The sequence below is a fragment of the Shewanella sp. MF05913 genome, assembly GCF_059758095.1.
Map to the genome: position 1 here is coordinate 92,744 of NZ_JCAYNT010000008.1, position 14,558 is coordinate 107,301.

Sequence of the window (14,558 nt, forward strand, 5' to 3'; positions counted from 1 at the left end):
AAGACAGGGATACTAATGAAAGATCTACAACTGGTGTTGTTTGTATTAGGCGCGATCGCAATTATTGCGGTGTTAGTGCATGGTTTTTGGTCAATTAGAAAACAACAACCTAAATCAATGAAGCAAAGTCCGATGGCCGGATTTTATAAAAACCAAGCTCAACGTCGTGACACTGAAGGTTTCGATGCGGATGGTATTGGCAAAGTGCGCGTACGCAATGCTGACGAAGTTGAAGCAACGGTGAATAAGCCTATTCTGAAAACAAATTTAAGCCAAAAACCGCTTAACTCACCCCAGATGACTCAAAGTAACACACCGTTACAGGATTCTTTACGCCAACCAGAGCCCGTCGCAGTGACACAACCTGTTCAGCCAACGCTAAATGTTGAAAATGATGCACCAACACCAACACCTACACCTACACCGTCTAGCGTGGCCCAAAGCGTGAACTCAGCCATGAGTTTACCGAAAAAGATTTTTAATACCTCAACCAGCACGGCAAAATTAGAAAGTTATACCGGTAAACCCTTGCCAGCAAAAACAGAACCAGTGAAATCTGCACCTGTTCACGCAGAGCCTGTTAAGCCTCGAGTACAAACGCCAAGTCAATCAGCCGTTAACGCAACAGCTGAACCCGTAACGCAGTCACCTCGCGTTGAGGCTAAGCCTACTGAAGCTGTACAGGTAAAAGCTGAGCCCAAAGCCACGGTAACCGATGAGGCTATTGAACCTACCGACGTATTAGTGCTGCACATTGTGGCAAAGCCGGGTGAGCAAATTCATGGCGCAGAATTATTGCCTAGTTTGTTGTCACTTAACTTTAAGTTTGGCGATATGGATATCTTCCATCGTCATATTGATAATGCAGGGACTGGCAAGGTGTTATTTTCATTAGCCAATATGTTAAAACCTGGCATATTTGACCCAGACAACATGGAGCAATTTGTCACCCAAGGTGTGGTGTTATTTATGACATTACCCGCTTTTGGCGACCCAATGATGAACTTTACCATTATGCTTAACTCGGCCTATCAAATTGCTGATGACCTAGGCGCTGAGTTACTCGATGGCCAACGTCAACCCTGGTCAGATGCCATTAAAAAAGACTATATCAGACGTGTTAACGCCGCATAAATAAGGCGGAATTTGTTGTGTTAACACCGCTTTAAGGCCGCAGCAGCGGCCTTAATTGTTTTACCCCTTTATTGGCATAACATCTCACGCTATGTGATAAAACGACTTTACGTTCAACTTGTATGACGACGGATACTCAAATGCACGCAATTCAAACCGAAATGGATCAACTGACTCAGACCATCAATCAGCACAATATTCGCTATTATGTTGATGATGCCCCCTCGATCCCTGACGCTGAATACGACAGATTAATGCAACGTTTGATCGCGCTTGAACGTGAATATCCGCAATTGACTTTGCCAGATTCGCCTAGCCAACGAGTGGGCGGTGTAGCATTGCAAAAGTTTGCTCAAATTACTCATTTAAAACCCATGCTCAGTTTAGATAATGCCTTTGAGCAAAGCGATTTTGACGCTTTCAATAAACGCATTACCGATAAAGTCGACCAGGTTGACTATGTTTGCGAACCTAAACTAGATGGCTTAGCGGTATCGATTACCTACCGAAACGGCATGCTTGAACGTGCCGCAACACGTGGCGATGGTTCAGTTGGCGAAGATATTACTGAAAACGTACGTACTATTCGTTCTATCCCATTAAAACTACGCGGCGAAGGTTTTCCTGAATTAGTCGAGGTGCGCGGCGAAGTGTTTATGCCTAAAGCCGCATTTGAGGCACTCAACCAACGCCAAATGAGCAAAGGTGATAAAGTCTTTGTTAATCCGCGTAATGCCGCAGCAGGCAGTTTGCGCCAATTAGACAGCAAAATCACCGCGTCACGCGCCTTGGGGTTTTACGCCTATGCGCTTGGGGTTGTTGAAGGTGAATCGCAACAAATGCAAATGACTCACTTTGGCCAGTTAACCCAACTCAAGCAGTGGGGCTTACCGATGAGCTCAGAAGTGAAAGTTTGTGACAGTGTTGAAAAAGTCTTTGCTTATTATCAAGATATTATGACTCGTCGCAGTCAGCTTGACTATGAAATCGATGGCGTCGTGATAAAGGTTAATGACATTACTAAGCAGTTGTCTTTAGGTTTTGTTGCTAAAGCACCACGTTGGGCCATTGCCTATAAATTCCCTGCACAAGAAGAAATGACCTTACTTGAATCAGTTGATTTTCAAGTTGGCAGAACTGGCGCTGTGACACCGGTTGCACGGTTAAAACCGGTGTTTGTCGGTGGCGTAACCGTGTCAAACGCAACATTACACAATGCAGATGAAATTGCCCGTCTTGGGGTCAAAATTGGCGACACAGTCATTATTCGCCGTGCAGGCGACGTTATCCCACAAATTGTCGCGATTGTGTTAGAACAACGTCCTGAAGATGCCAAAGAGATTGTATTTCCGCTGCATTGCCCGGTGTGCCAAAGCATTGTTGAACGTTTAGAAGGAGAAGCGGTTGCGCGTTGCAGTGGCGGCTTATTCTGTGAAGCGCAGCGCAAAGAAGCGATTAAACATTTTGCTTCGCGTAAAGCGCTTAATATTGATGGTATGGGCGATAAGATTGTTGAGCAACTGATTGATAAAGAGCTCGTTAAAACCCCCGCTGACTTATTTTCGCTCACTGCATCGGCTATCACTATGCTTGACCGAATGGCCATGAAGTCGGCCACTAACATTGTTGCCGCCATTAAAGAAGCCAAAGCTACCACGTTGGCGAGATTTTTATACAGTTTGGGCATTCGTGAGGTTGGTGAAGCCACCGCGGCGAACTTAGCTCAACATTTTGCCGACTTTGAACGTATCCGCAGCGCCAATGTTGAACAGCTACTGGAAGTGAGCGATGTCGGTGATATTGTGGCAAAACACATTAGCCAGTTTTTTGCACAACCGCACAATATCGAAGTCATTGAACAATTACTTGCCGCGGGCATTACCTGGCCAGCGATAGAGAAAGCAGATGAATCACAATTAAGCCTTAAAGGCCAAACGTGGGTGTTAACGGGCACTTTGACGCAACTTAACCGTAATGATGCTAAAGCACAGCTACAAGCTTTGGGAGCCAAAGTGGCAGGCAGTGTGTCTAAAAATACCGATTGCGTAGTTGCAGGTGAAGCCGCGGGTTCAAAATTGGCTAAAGCGCAAGAGTTAGGAGTTAAAGTGATCGATGAGCAAGGGTTATTAGACTTACTCAATGCAAGCAATTAATTTACTCAAGATGATCACTGTATTGATGTCTTTGGCTGCCGATAAGAGATTATTGTGAATTTTAGTCATATTACCTGGCTCGATGAGCGCGGACACATTAAGCCGCCATTATTTTTATATTTGATTTTGGTCTTTTTAGCGCGTGGTTGGTGTATCTTTATTGCTTCACTGACTCAATTTAATGACCGTTCAGGTTTAGTGCGTTTGTTTTACCCAGAAAAAAGCGATTTTATTCTGGCATTAATTGCTGGAGTGGGTGCAGTATTACTCTATGGATTAGTGATAGCAGAGCGAAAACGCAGCTGGGTAATGTTAAGGCCCTTATTTAGCCGAAGTATTTGGTTGTTATGGGCTTTACTCATTTTAGATGCGGTATTTTTAATGCAACGGATAGTCCATGACGATTACTTATTTAAAGTGGGTTACTCGCTTGATGCACTTTTTTTATTTTGGTCTGTGATTTATGTACTAAAATCAAAGCGGTTGCATTATTACTTTGCAGATTGGACCTTAGAAGATAACAATGTGGCTCATGCATCGAAAACCGACACTGATACAAACACGTCGTTGTAAGCGATTTAGCAGTGAAATGACGGAGTTATATGTAATGTCAGGACCCAAATATGAGATATAAACGACATAGATAACGACAATGTTAGTGTAATAATGACATTATTACTCAGGCCCGACTTGGCGAATGTGAAAGGAACACGACTTTGGCTAAAGCAGAATTAACACAAATACCTGTTTCTCAAATGGTTATTGGTTTAACCGTTAAGCTGCCTTTGTCGTGGACCAGCCATCCATTTTTCCGCAGTAAAGTGAAATTAGAACAACAAGTACAAATTGAGATGATTAAAGGTCTCGATGTTGATTTTGTTTATGTGATTGCTGGCCATGATTTATTGCCTGTCATTGAAACCCCTATCGAAATAGAGCAACCGCAAGAAGAACCCGTTCAAGAAGTGGATTACCGCCCGCTGGCTAAAAAAAGTATGCGAATTAGCCAACAACGTTTTGTTAAATCGGTCAATGACAGTCGTACAGTGTTTGGAAAAGTGGTGAGCGATCCTGAAGGCACTTATCGTGAAGCGGCAACCTTAGTTGAAGACTTAGTTGAACATTTGTACGAGAGTGAAACCCCGCACTTAACCTTAGTTGGTAGTGGTGAAAAAGACATGAGTGTCACGCAACATGGCATTTCAGTGGCAGTATTGGCCATGATGATTGCCCATACTCTGGAGCTGTCAAAAGCCGAAGTGCGCGACATTGCATTAGGCAGTTTATTTCACGACATCGGTAAGCTTAAAGTGCCAGAAGACATTAGGCGTAAGCGCGGTGAATTAACGGATGTTGAAGCTAACTTTCTCAAAAAACACCCGAACTTTGGTTTTGAAATGTTAAAACGAAGCGGGTTGTTTCCAGATGCGATGCTCGATATTGTTTTGCATCATCATGAGTTTATTGATGGCAGCGGCTATCCCGATGGTTTAAATGAAGTCAAATTGTTAATCACTACCCAAGTCGTGTCATTGGCCAACGATTACGAAACGTTATTGTCCAAATACCACACGCCACAAATAGCACTGGGGATTTTATTTAAAAATCACAGTAGTAAGCACAGTGATAAACTCATTTCGGTATTGGTCAAAATATTAGGCATTTATCCGCCAGGTACCATAGTGCGCTTAACCGATGACAGCATCGCTAAAGTCATGATGACCACCGCTGACGTTAAACAACCGCATGTATGGTCTTGTGATATCACTGGCGGCGAGGCCAGTTTTCGATTTTTAATTAACGAAGATGTGCAGGTTAAAGAAGTCATTAAGTTAGAAGAGTTATCGGAAGGTGCAATTAAAACACTCCAGGCCAATAATTCAATTAGCTTTTATTTTAATCATTTTAATCACTAAAACTGCTCGAGGCTCAATGAATACAATAACCCTTATTGGATGTGGATGGTTTGGGCTTCCTTTGGCAAAGCACCTCATAAACCAAGGTTTTCAGGTTAAAGCCTCAAAACGTCATGTTGATGATTTAGTTTCATTACCGCAAATGGGTATTGAAGGTTATCAGCTAGATTTAGCCAATGTCACCCTTGATGCTAAAGCTTCATCATTGTTTGATGCCGACGCCATTGTGATAAATATTCCTCCTGGGCTACGCCGTGGAGAATCTGACTACATTGCTTATTTAACCGAGCTTAAATCGCTAATGGGTACGAGGCAGTATCAAAAGGTGATATTTATTAGCACTACGGGTGTCTATCCCTCGCTTGACCAAACAGCGAACGAAGATGATGCCAGTGCATTTAATGGCATGAGTGAGACGTTATTACAAGCCGAGTCGATGTTTGCTTCAATGGCTAACAGTTGTATTGTTCGATTCTCTGGCTTGATTGGTCCTAAGCGTCACCCAGGACGTTTCTTTGCCGGTAAATCAGATGTCAGTGGTGCGAATGTCGCGGTTAATTTAGTGCATCTTGAGGATTGTATCGCTGCCGTTAGCTTAATTTTATCAACACAGGATACATTACCAATTTATAATCTAGCGGCGCCAATTCATCCTACTCGTGGTGAGTTTTATGTTGCAGCGGCAAAGCATCTTGGGTTAACTGCGCCAGAATTTAATCAACAATCACAACCGAGTAAAGTGATTGATGGCCAGTTAATTTGTCGTAATTTAGGTTATGTGTATCGTCAACCCAATCCACTCAAAATGCTTGATGCTTGCTAAACAAGCATAGGCTATAATAGCCGGCATATTTTGAATAAAAGGCAATTATTGTGACGACTCAAACTCAAGCGTTTGCATTACTTCCAGGTGATGAATTCGTAGAACTGTACAAAGTATTAAAAGTACAAGGCCTAGTCAATGGCGGCGGCGATGCTAAGCACGTCATTACTGAAGGACAAGTGACCGTTAACGGTGACGTTGATACGCGTAAACGTAAAAAATGCGTTGTTGGCGATATTATTTCGTTTAACGGTGCAAACATTGAAATTGTTGCTGCTCAATAAAGGACAAATACATGCAATTCCCAGATGATGACAACGGCCAAATGCTGGCGGCTATGGCTGAAGCCGGTATTGATTTAACTCAATCACTCGAAGTTGATTTCTTTTTGGTATTTGACGATCAACGTGATGCTGAATCGGCTATCGAAGCGTTAAGCAAAACCGACATGAACGGTGAGCTAGAGCTTAATTTCGACGAAGAAAGCACCAAGTGGGAAGTGATTGTATGCCTTCACATGGTGCCAGAATATGAAGCACTTGTTGCCAAAGAAACCGAATTGAATACTTTTGCACAAGAGTTTGATGGTGTTTCAGACGGTTGGGGCGTTATGCAACATCAACATGGCGACGACGAGTTTGCTGATGATGAAGATGATGATCACGAATGCAGTGAGCATTGCCACCACTAATATAACCGCGTTTTAGCTATTCATTGAGTTATCCCTCATTGAATAAAAAAGCCGTTAATGCCCAGCATTAACGGCTTTTTTATTTTTAACCTGTCAACTCAGCAATCGACTAACCAACTGATGGATTAATGGAAATGGGTTAATACCAACTCCAATAAATAGCTGATCTATTTTACTTGCTAAAACAACCCATTTCTTTGTTGTAAATTTCGCAAATGGAACAACCATTTACATCAATTTACGCCTAGAACTGAATTGTTTTTTAGGCGTAAAATTTAGATCACATACTTAATGGAATTGGTATAACAAGCTATTCTTTGATTTCTTCAACGACTTCTTTGGTTTCTCGGCCAATGGCTTTCACTGTATCGCGTGTGCCGTGCCCAATGGCGGTGGTGACTTTTTTTGTCGTGTGACCTATTTCTTTGCCCGTTTGTTTTAATTCTGCGCATGCTGATAAGCACAGCATAATACTCAATGGGACTAATATTAAGATGACTTTTTTATACATTGTAGTAGCCTGTTATAAATGAGTGCTAAACGTATCATTTGCTTACTTTAACGATAATAATCTTGATGATACAGGGATAAAATTAAGGGGATACCATGGATGTTAATGCCACAAAAATTGGCCAAATTATATTTGTTATCACCGTTATCATGGTATTTTTTACCTTGAGATTTGCCAAGGGCAAAACGACAAACTTACCGTTAATTGGCTTTTATGCCATTTTGCTCAATGTTATTTTTGCGCCAGCAGGTTGGATATATTGCTGGTATTGGTCAACAAAGCCAATGTTGCCTAAAGAATAAACCTCGCGCACTCGTGAGTGGCAAATCCGTAAGGATGTTGCGCTAATATTGACGCAAGTTAACCACGGTTAATGGTTAAATCAGATACATAGCCGTGCTGAGTTGCGACTAAAGCATTTTTTAGCATTTGTGCTGCCTCATCGGCCGTCATAAAACTTGATGTGTCGATGTCCTTACCGCTTGTTGACCAAAAGTCGGTTGCCATTCCGCCAGGATAAACCGCAATCAACTTCATTGGGCTTGATTTTAACTCTAATCTCAATGATTCAACTAAACCTTTTACTGCCCATTTTACAGCGCAGTACGTTGACTCATTGGCTTTGCCCGATTGTGCTGCCGTCGACATTACCACAACCACATTAACCTTATGTTCACGATAACGACTGACGAGTTCGCGTAATACCAAAATGCTTGAGGTCAGGTTGTTGCTAATGAGCTGTTCAATTGCTTGCGGGCTTTGTTGCTCAATTGGGCCAAAGTAACCACTACCCGCGCAATGGATTACCGTTGTTGGTGGTGCTGACAATTGCGAAAATAAATGATGCACATCTTCTGCTATGCATAAGTCTGCGACTTGGGTTACCACATTGGCTTGCTGAGCAGGCGTAAGTTTAGCGGTTACCGCAGCCAGCTTTTGTTCGCTGCGACCGCTAATGAGCAGTGAGCATTCATCTGCTGCATATTGTTGAGTCAGGGCTGCACCTAGGCCACTGCTGGCGCCAGTAATAACAATCATAATAAACCTTATGGCAAATATTCACTAAGCTGGTCACTATACCAATGCAGTGCTAAACCGCAATCATGGCGTGAGTTAAGCCAACGAGAATAAATTACCAGAACGCTTTGTATTTTGACGTTAAAGATTGTCTAATACTGCCTTGCTTATTGTCATACAGACAGTACATTTGTCGCTAATAACGAGAATTTCCATGTTTGAACTCACGCTCCAACTTGCGCTTATTTTATTTGCTGTTGCTTTAATTGCGGGTTTTATTGATTCAATAGCTGGTGGCGGTGGGTTACTCACTATACCTGCCTTAATGTGGGCCGGGTTACCTCCTGCCGCTGCGTTAGGCACCAATAAACTCCAAGCCTGTGGTGGCAGCTTTTTTGCTAGTTTGTACTTTGTCCGCAAAGGCATGGTTGATTTAAGCAGCATTAAGTTATCGTTGGTGTGTGCTTTTGTTGGTGCAGCTATCGGTACTATCTTTGTGCAAATGATTGATGCAAAGCTTCTTGAGTTAGTGCTGCCATTTTTAATCTTAGCGATTGGCTGTTACTTTTTGTTTTCTAAAAAGATCAGTGAGGATGATCGCCAGCAAGTGTTTACGCCTACTATGTTTGCTTTTACTGCTGCGCTAGGTGTTGGCCTTTATGATGGTTTTTTTGGCCCAGGTACCGGTAGCTTTTTTGCCTTAGCATTTGTGTCTCTTGCCGGTTTTGGACTTGCTAAAGCAACGGCTCACGCCAAATTACTAAACTTTGCTACCAACATTGCTTCATTAATTTTCTTTTTAATTGGTGGTCAAGTCGTTATCGTTTTAGGGCTAATTATGCTGGTAGGGCAATCTATTGGCGCAACACTGGGCTCACGTTTAGTGGTCACCAAAGGTGTTAAAATTATTAAGCCGCTGGTGGTGATTATGTCATTGGGCATGAGCATCAAATTGTTGTGGTCACAATATATGTAAATGCACTGTTGTAAGCGGTAAAACGTCAATCTATTTAGCATTAAGCAGTACTTCAAATTAAAGGGATGTCATGCGCATTATTCACACATCTGATTGGCACCTAGGCCAATATTTTTACGGCAAAAGCCGCGCTGCAGAGCATCAAGCATTTATGCACTGGCTCCTAAGTCAAATTGAGCAGCATCAGGTTGATGCGTTGATTATTGCGGGTGATATTTTCGATACTGGCACACCGCCTAGCTATGCCCGTGCGCTCTACAATCAATTTATTGTGCAAATTCAACAAACCGGTTGCCAACTGATTATTTTGGGCGGAAATCATGATTCAGTGTCAACCCTCAATGAGTCAAGACACCTGTTAGCCTGCCTCAACACCACCGTTATCCCCGGGGCATTTGACAGTATAAGTGAGCATGTTATTCCACTTAAAAACCGTCAAGGTGAAGTGGGCGCTATCTTGTGTGGACTGCCTTTTTTACGACCGCGCGACATGGTGCTGAGTGAGTCAGGAGAGTCGTCTATAGACAAGCAGCGCAAACTGGGTGACGCCATTAGTGATTTATATCAGCAGTGTTTTGAGCAAGCCTGTGCATTAAATGCAACGTTAGCAACACCGGTGGCAATAGTGGCAACTGGCCACTTAACCACAGTCGGTGCCAGCACATCTGAGTCGGTACGTGATATCTATATCGGCAGTTTAGATGCTTTTAACGCCTCGCATTTTCCGCCAGCTGATTATATTGCCCTGGGCCACATTCATCGCCCTCAAGTGGTGGCTAAGTCTGAACATATTCGTTATAGCGGTTCACCTATTCCATTAAGTTTTGATGAATTATCGAGTCAACATCAAGGCAATAAATCTGTTTTTCTCGTTGAGTTTACTGATGCCAAACTCAGCACCGTTACGCCATTAATGGTGCCAATGTTTCAAGCTATGCAAGTGCTAAAAGGCGATTTGGCTAGTATTGAGCAGCAGTTATCATTGTTTGATGACAAGCTTACAGGCGAGCAAACGACCTGGTTAAGTATTGAGATATCGCAGCAAGACTACTTATCTGATCTGCAATCGCGCATTGCCGAACTCACTCAAGATAAAGCCGTTGAGGTATTGCAGTTAAAACGTGCCCGCAGTCAACGTCAGCAACATATTAAACAACTTGATAATGAAACCTTATCTGAGCTTAGTGTCAGCCAGGTGTTTGCCCGCAGATTAGCTCAAGAGCAATTTGATAGTGAAGCTCAACAAGCGCAGCTTAGCCGGATTCACAATTGCTTTAATCAAGTGGTCGCCGAGGTTGAATCAGAACGTAATCGTCCTGAAACCTCTGCAAGCCATGTAATGCAAGAATCTACTCACAAACCACACATGACCGCGAACACAATAGATGATGCGCAAGAAGGTGAACAAGCATGAAGATTTTAAGCCTTCGCTTTAAAAACATTAATTCACTGAAAAATGAGTGGAAAATTGATTTCACTCAATCACCTTTTGCCGAAAATGGCTTGTTTGCGATTACTGGCCCAACAGGCTCGGGTAAAACCACCATTTTAGATGCCATTTGTTTAGCGCTTTATCATCGTACACCAAGATTAAATAATATCTCTAAAACCACTAATGAGTTGATGACACGGGGCACAGCAGAATGTTTAGCTGAAGTCGAGTTTGAAGTCAAAGGCGTGGCTTATCGCGCTTTTTGGAGCCAACGTCGCTCGCGTGATAAAGCCGACGGTAATTTGCAAGATGCACAAGTTGAGTTGGCATTATTAAGCGACGGTAAAATCCTCGCCAGCCAAATTAAACGTAAAACCGAATTAGTCGAAGAAATCACTGGCCTTGATTTTGCGCGTTTTACTAAATCGATGATGTTGTCTCAAGGGCAATTTGCGGCGTTTTTAAATGCAGATGCCAATGACAGAGCCGAATTATTAGAAGAGCTGACCGGCACCGAAATTTATGGTTTAATTTCGGCGCGAGTGCACCAACATTTTAGTGAGGCTAAAACCAACTTAAAAGTGTTAGAGGCCAAATTAGGCAGCGTTGAGCTATTAGATGACTCTCAGCGCGCCGCTCAGGAACTGCAAATACAACAACTTAACCAGGCATTAGACACGCAGCAACAGCAGCTAGCGCAATTAAGTGCATTTTTAAGCTGGGCTGATAACAGTGCGCAAGCAAAAAACGCGTTCACACAGGCAAGTGAGCAACATCAGCAAGCACTGTTGCTACAACAACGTCATCTTGCTGAGCTTATTCAATTAGAGCACAGCGAACCTGCTCAGCATATATCGCCTTTGTTTGAACAACAACAAACGGCCCAAGCCAAAGTGGTGAGTTTAACCGCGCAAATGACTTCGCTGACACAACAAACGCAACAAGCTGAGACGGTGTTAACCCGCCATAAACAACAGCAAAGCGCGAGTCAGCAACAGCTTGACGAGGTGACTCAGGCGCACCAAGCCTTACTCACGTTAATTGATCAACAAGTGCAGCCGTTAGACCAACAAATCGCACAGTTGAGTTATCAATTGTCGCAGGTGGTTTCAACTCATCAGCATACTGAGCAACAGCAACAAAACGCGGTTCAACAGCAGCAACAATTACAGGTGCAGCAAGAGTCTCTGACCGTAACTAAACAACAGATTCAACAACAGCTCGATAGCCTGCCACAAGGTGGGGAAGTGGCTAAAAAGTTCGCTGCTTGGCAGAGTCAATATGAGCAGGTACTGCAATTAAACCAGCAACGTGAACACATTACTCAACATGTTGCCAAACAACGGCTCACGATAAACCAAACAGACGCAACCTTAGCCGAGCTTACTCCGCAAATAAGTCAGGCTCAGGCAGCGCTAACCCAAGCAACTTCGCAACACGCAACCAGTCAAGATGCGTTAACCACCTTGCTAGCGGGTCAAGATGAGGCGCAGATTAATGCTGAGTATCAACTATTACTGGAGCAGCAAACTGGCCGCTATCAATTAAGCCAGTTGTTTAACCAGTTTGAGCAGCAACAACAGCAATGCCTAGCGCTAACCCAACAATCCACGCAATGTGAGACAGAACTACAGGCATTAGTGCAAGCGCTAACAAGGGTAAGGGCGCAGTGGAGTGAGAAAAGTCAGCAGGTCAAAGACGTGCAAATGCTGTTGCAGCAAGAACAACAAATTGCCAGTTTGACCTTGGAGCGAGCCAAGTTAATCGCCGGCGAGCCTTGTGCTTTGTGTGGCTCAACGGAGCATCCGTTAGTTGAGCGTTATGAAACGCTTAATGTATCAGCAACCGAGCAGCGAGCGCTGCAATTGCAAACGGAATTAGAGGCAATTAAACAACAGGGTGAGCAGCTTAAAAACCAGCAAACGGCTTTACACGTTAGACTTGAGCATTCACAGCAACAACTAAGCCAGACTCAAACCCAATTACAAGCAACCCATGAGCAATGGCAGCAACAAACACAAGTGTTATCCATCTCGCTGCAATTAGATTTACAATACAAAGACGCATTAACCACTTATATCGCTGAGATTGAACATAAGCAACAGCAACTCGCGTTAACCTTGAGTCAGCTAAGTCAAAGCCAAAAAACCTTACATCAACATCAACAAGTTTGTGTGCAAGCAGAGCAAGCGTTAAGCAAATGGGTTAACCAACAAGGCTTGTTGCAGCAACAACGCAATAATGTGCAGCAAACATTGCAAGAGCACGAGCTACAACTTGATACGCTTAACCAGCAACAAGCAGACACGCTTGAATCCGTTGCCTTGCAAATTAACGCCAGCGGGCTGACAGCGCCGGATATTACGGATGCCACTAAGTGGTTAACGCAGTTACAACAACAACTTGATGCATGGACACAAGCGCAACAGCAAGCGGTTGATAATCAACAGCAGTTAACCATCACCGGTGAAAAACTCACCGCAAGCCAACAGCATATGACAGAAGTTACAACGCAGTTGGCGTCGATAACAGAGCAGGTGTCTCACGCGCAAACTCAGCTGGATAATGTTAAAACACAGCGCCAAGCCGTTTTTGCTGACAAAGTGATAGAAGATGAAAAGTCACGCAGCCAGCATCAGTTAGCACTGCGCCAACAGGCTTTATTGGCGGTGGAACAGCAATTACAACTTGCCGATAAACAACTTGCCAGTTTACAAGCACAGCAGCAAAGCATTATGGCGCAGGCCAATGAAGCCACTGCAGATTACCAACACCTGCTGCAACAGTGGCAGTCAGCACTGCAAGACAGTCCTTTTGCCGATGAAGCGGCGTTTAAACAAGCACGACTCACTCCACAAGAGCGCCAAAGGTTACAACAACTTAAGCAACAACTCGACAATGACATTGTTAAAGCAAGCACAATAGTTGAGCAAGCCAGTCTGCGTCAAACCGAGCTCATGGAACTTGGTGAGCAGCAACAATATAATGCCCAACGTTATAGTGACACAGAGCTACAACATCAAACATTAACTGCACAGCAGCAACAAGATAAACAAACGCTGTGGCGCTTAACTCATGAGCTCGAACAAGATGCAAATAAACGAGCAGGGCAGCAACAACTGCTGATTGAACAAGCTCAAATGCAACAAGATTACGATGACTTAGCCTACTTACATTCGTTAATTGGATCACAAAAAGGCGATAAGTTCCGCAAATTTGCTCAAGGCCTCACTTTGGATCATTTGGTTGCTTTAGCCAATCGTCAACTAGATAGGCTGCAGGGTCGATATTTATTAGAGCGTAAAGAATCCGATGCATTGGAGCTACAAGTGCTCGACACCTGGCAGGGCGACGCTGTGCGTGACACCAGAACCTTGTCTGGCGGCGAAAGCTTTTTAGTCAGCTTAGCCCTTGCGTTAGCACTTTCTGACCTTGTTAGTCATAAAACGAGCATTGACTCACTGTTTTTAGATGAAGGCTTTGGTACGTTGGACAGCCAAACCTTAGATACCGCATTAGATGCACTCGATAACTTAAATGCATCAGGCAAAATGATTGGTGTAATTAGCCATATCGAAGCGATGAAAGAGCGGATCAGCGTGCAGATAAAAGTGAATAAAATGAATGGGCTTGGAATTAGCAAATTACCGAATGAATATGCAGTTAATTGAGTTTGATCTGCTTCAAGCTCCCGTGATAACTGCAATCGAGTTCAAACAAATTATTAAATAAATATCATTTTATATTTGTAATATGATTTTTTTTTGATATAAAAGAGCGTTGATATGCAATTTGAGTGCAAAAGTCCGTGTTTTAAACAGTTTTACCGGACGCCGTAGTATCAAATATTGGGTCATATTGATAACAAAAACGACGTGTAGGCATAGTATTAATCCGTTTAATCT

The 14,558-nt window shown here is 43.3% G+C and carries 13 protein-coding genes; 11 read left to right on the forward strand and 2 right to left on the reverse strand.

All coding sequences use genetic code 11. From position 1 onward, the window contains the following. Nucleotides 1–15: 15 nt before the first annotated feature. From zipA to AC19MV_RS11625, 7 genes are all read left to right on the forward strand, one after another. Nucleotides 16–1,134, forward strand: a complete 1,119-nt coding sequence (gene zipA / locus AC19MV_RS11595) for a cell division protein ZipA (protein ID WP_498307696.1) — start codon at nt 16–18, stop codon at nt 1,132–1,134. A 140-nt stretch (nt 1,135–1,274) separates the two neighbouring features. Continuing rightward, nucleotides 1,275–3,287 carry an NAD-dependent DNA ligase LigA gene (gene ligA / locus AC19MV_RS11600; protein WP_498307697.1) on the forward strand — a complete coding sequence of 671 codons (2,013 nt, stop codon included), beginning with the start codon at nt 1,275–1,277 and terminating at the stop codon, nt 3,285–3,287. A gap of 54 nt (nt 3,288–3,341) precedes the next feature. Next, nucleotides 3,342–3,860 (forward strand): DUF2919 domain-containing protein, encoded by a 519-nt coding sequence (locus AC19MV_RS11605; RefSeq protein WP_498307698.1) that lies wholly within the window; start codon nt 3,342–3,344, stop codon nt 3,858–3,860. A gap of 143 nt (nt 3,861–4,003) precedes the next feature. Further along, the gene (locus AC19MV_RS11610) at nt 4,004–5,203 is read left to right on the forward strand and encodes an HD-GYP domain-containing protein (protein ID WP_498307700.1); all 1,200 of its coding nucleotides are present in this window, start codon (nt 4,004–4,006) and stop codon (nt 5,201–5,203) included. Between the two features lie 16 nt (nt 5,204–5,219). Next, nucleotides 5,220–6,026, forward strand: coding sequence for an NAD(P)H-binding protein (locus AC19MV_RS11615; RefSeq protein WP_498307701.1), 807 nt, complete (start codon nt 5,220–5,222; stop codon nt 6,024–6,026). A gap of 50 nt (nt 6,027–6,076) precedes the next feature. Further along, nucleotides 6,077–6,310: an RNA-binding S4 domain-containing protein gene (locus AC19MV_RS11620; RefSeq protein WP_432402690.1), complete on the forward strand. Its 234-nt coding sequence runs from the start codon at nt 6,077–6,079 to the stop codon at nt 6,308–6,310. Nucleotides 6,311–6,321: 11 nt separating this feature from the next. After that, the gene (locus AC19MV_RS11625; RefSeq protein WP_498307703.1) at nt 6,322–6,717 is read left to right on the forward strand and encodes a ribonuclease E inhibitor RraB; all 396 of its coding nucleotides are present in this window, start codon (nt 6,322–6,324) and stop codon (nt 6,715–6,717) included. 310 nt (nt 6,718–7,027) lie between these two features. On the opposite strand, the gene AC19MV_RS11630 is transcribed toward AC19MV_RS11625, so the two are convergent. Next, entirely contained in the window at nt 7,028–7,228 is a 201-nt protein-coding gene (locus tag AC19MV_RS11630) for a hypothetical protein (RefSeq protein WP_432385170.1), read from the reverse strand. A 95-nt stretch (nt 7,229–7,323) separates the two neighbouring features. Between AC19MV_RS11630 and AC19MV_RS11635 the strand changes: the two genes are divergently transcribed. Next, nucleotides 7,324–7,530: a hypothetical protein gene (locus AC19MV_RS11635; protein ID WP_432402694.1), complete on the forward strand. Its 207-nt coding sequence runs from the start codon at nt 7,324–7,326 to the stop codon at nt 7,528–7,530. Nucleotides 7,531–7,588: 58 nt separating this feature from the next. Here AC19MV_RS11635 and AC19MV_RS11640 read toward each other — a convergent pair whose 3' ends face one another. Continuing rightward, nucleotides 7,589–8,266 (reverse strand): SDR family NAD(P)-dependent oxidoreductase, encoded by a 678-nt coding sequence (locus AC19MV_RS11640; RefSeq protein ID WP_498307704.1) that lies wholly within the window; start codon nt 8,264–8,266, stop codon nt 7,589–7,591. A gap of 193 nt (nt 8,267–8,459) precedes the next feature. Between AC19MV_RS11640 and AC19MV_RS11645 the strand changes: the two genes are divergently transcribed. The 3 genes from AC19MV_RS11645 to AC19MV_RS11655 all read left to right on the forward strand — a co-directional run bounded on the left by AC19MV_RS11645 (nt 8,460) and on the right by AC19MV_RS11655 (nt 14,324). Continuing rightward, a complete protein-coding gene (locus tag AC19MV_RS11645) occupies nt 8,460–9,221 on the forward strand; it encodes a TSUP family transporter (RefSeq protein WP_432402698.1) in 762 nt (253 codons plus the stop codon). Between the two features lie 70 nt (nt 9,222–9,291). Continuing rightward, nucleotides 9,292–10,635, forward strand: coding sequence for an exonuclease subunit SbcD (gene sbcD, locus AC19MV_RS11650; protein ID WP_498307705.1), 1,344 nt, complete (start codon nt 9,292–9,294; stop codon nt 10,633–10,635). Continuing rightward, on the forward strand, nt 10,632–14,324 hold the full coding sequence (locus AC19MV_RS11655) for an AAA family ATPase (protein WP_498307707.1): 3,693 nt from the start codon (nt 10,632–10,634) through the stop codon (nt 14,322–14,324). Before sbcD ends, AC19MV_RS11655 begins: the two co-directional genes overlap by 4 nt. Nucleotides 14,325–14,558 lie beyond the last annotated feature (234 nt).

What these genes read in the sequence shown, in the direction of transcription:
- zipA (WP_498307696.1), top strand. Translation starts at nt 16, where the DNA reads ATGAAAGATCTACAACTGGTGTTGTTTGTATTAGGCGCGATCGCAATT.
- ligA (WP_498307697.1), top strand. Translation starts at nt 1,275, where the DNA reads ATGCACGCAATTCAAACCGAAATGGATCAACTGACTCAGACCATCAAT.
- AC19MV_RS11615 (WP_498307701.1), top strand. Translation starts at nt 5,220, where the DNA reads ATGAATACAATAACCCTTATTGGATGTGGATGGTTTGGGCTTCCTTTG.
- AC19MV_RS11625 (WP_498307703.1), top strand. Translation starts at nt 6,322, where the DNA reads ATGCAATTCCCAGATGATGACAACGGCCAAATGCTGGCGGCTATGGCT.
- AC19MV_RS11630 (WP_432385170.1), bottom strand. Translation starts at nt 7,228, where the DNA reads ATGTATAAAAAAGTCATCTTAATATTAGTCCCATTGAGTATTATGCTG.
- AC19MV_RS11635 (WP_432402694.1), top strand. Translation starts at nt 7,324, where the DNA reads ATGGATGTTAATGCCACAAAAATTGGCCAAATTATATTTGTTATCACC.
- AC19MV_RS11640 (WP_498307704.1), bottom strand. Translation starts at nt 8,266, where the DNA reads ATGATTGTTATTACTGGCGCCAGCAGTGGCCTAGGTGCAGCCCTGACT.
- AC19MV_RS11645 (WP_432402698.1), top strand. Translation starts at nt 8,460, where the DNA reads ATGTTTGAACTCACGCTCCAACTTGCGCTTATTTTATTTGCTGTTGCT.
- sbcD (WP_498307705.1), top strand. Translation starts at nt 9,292, where the DNA reads ATGCGCATTATTCACACATCTGATTGGCACCTAGGCCAATATTTTTAC.
- AC19MV_RS11655 (WP_498307707.1), top strand. Translation starts at nt 10,632, where the DNA reads ATGAAGATTTTAAGCCTTCGCTTTAAAAACATTAATTCACTGAAAAAT.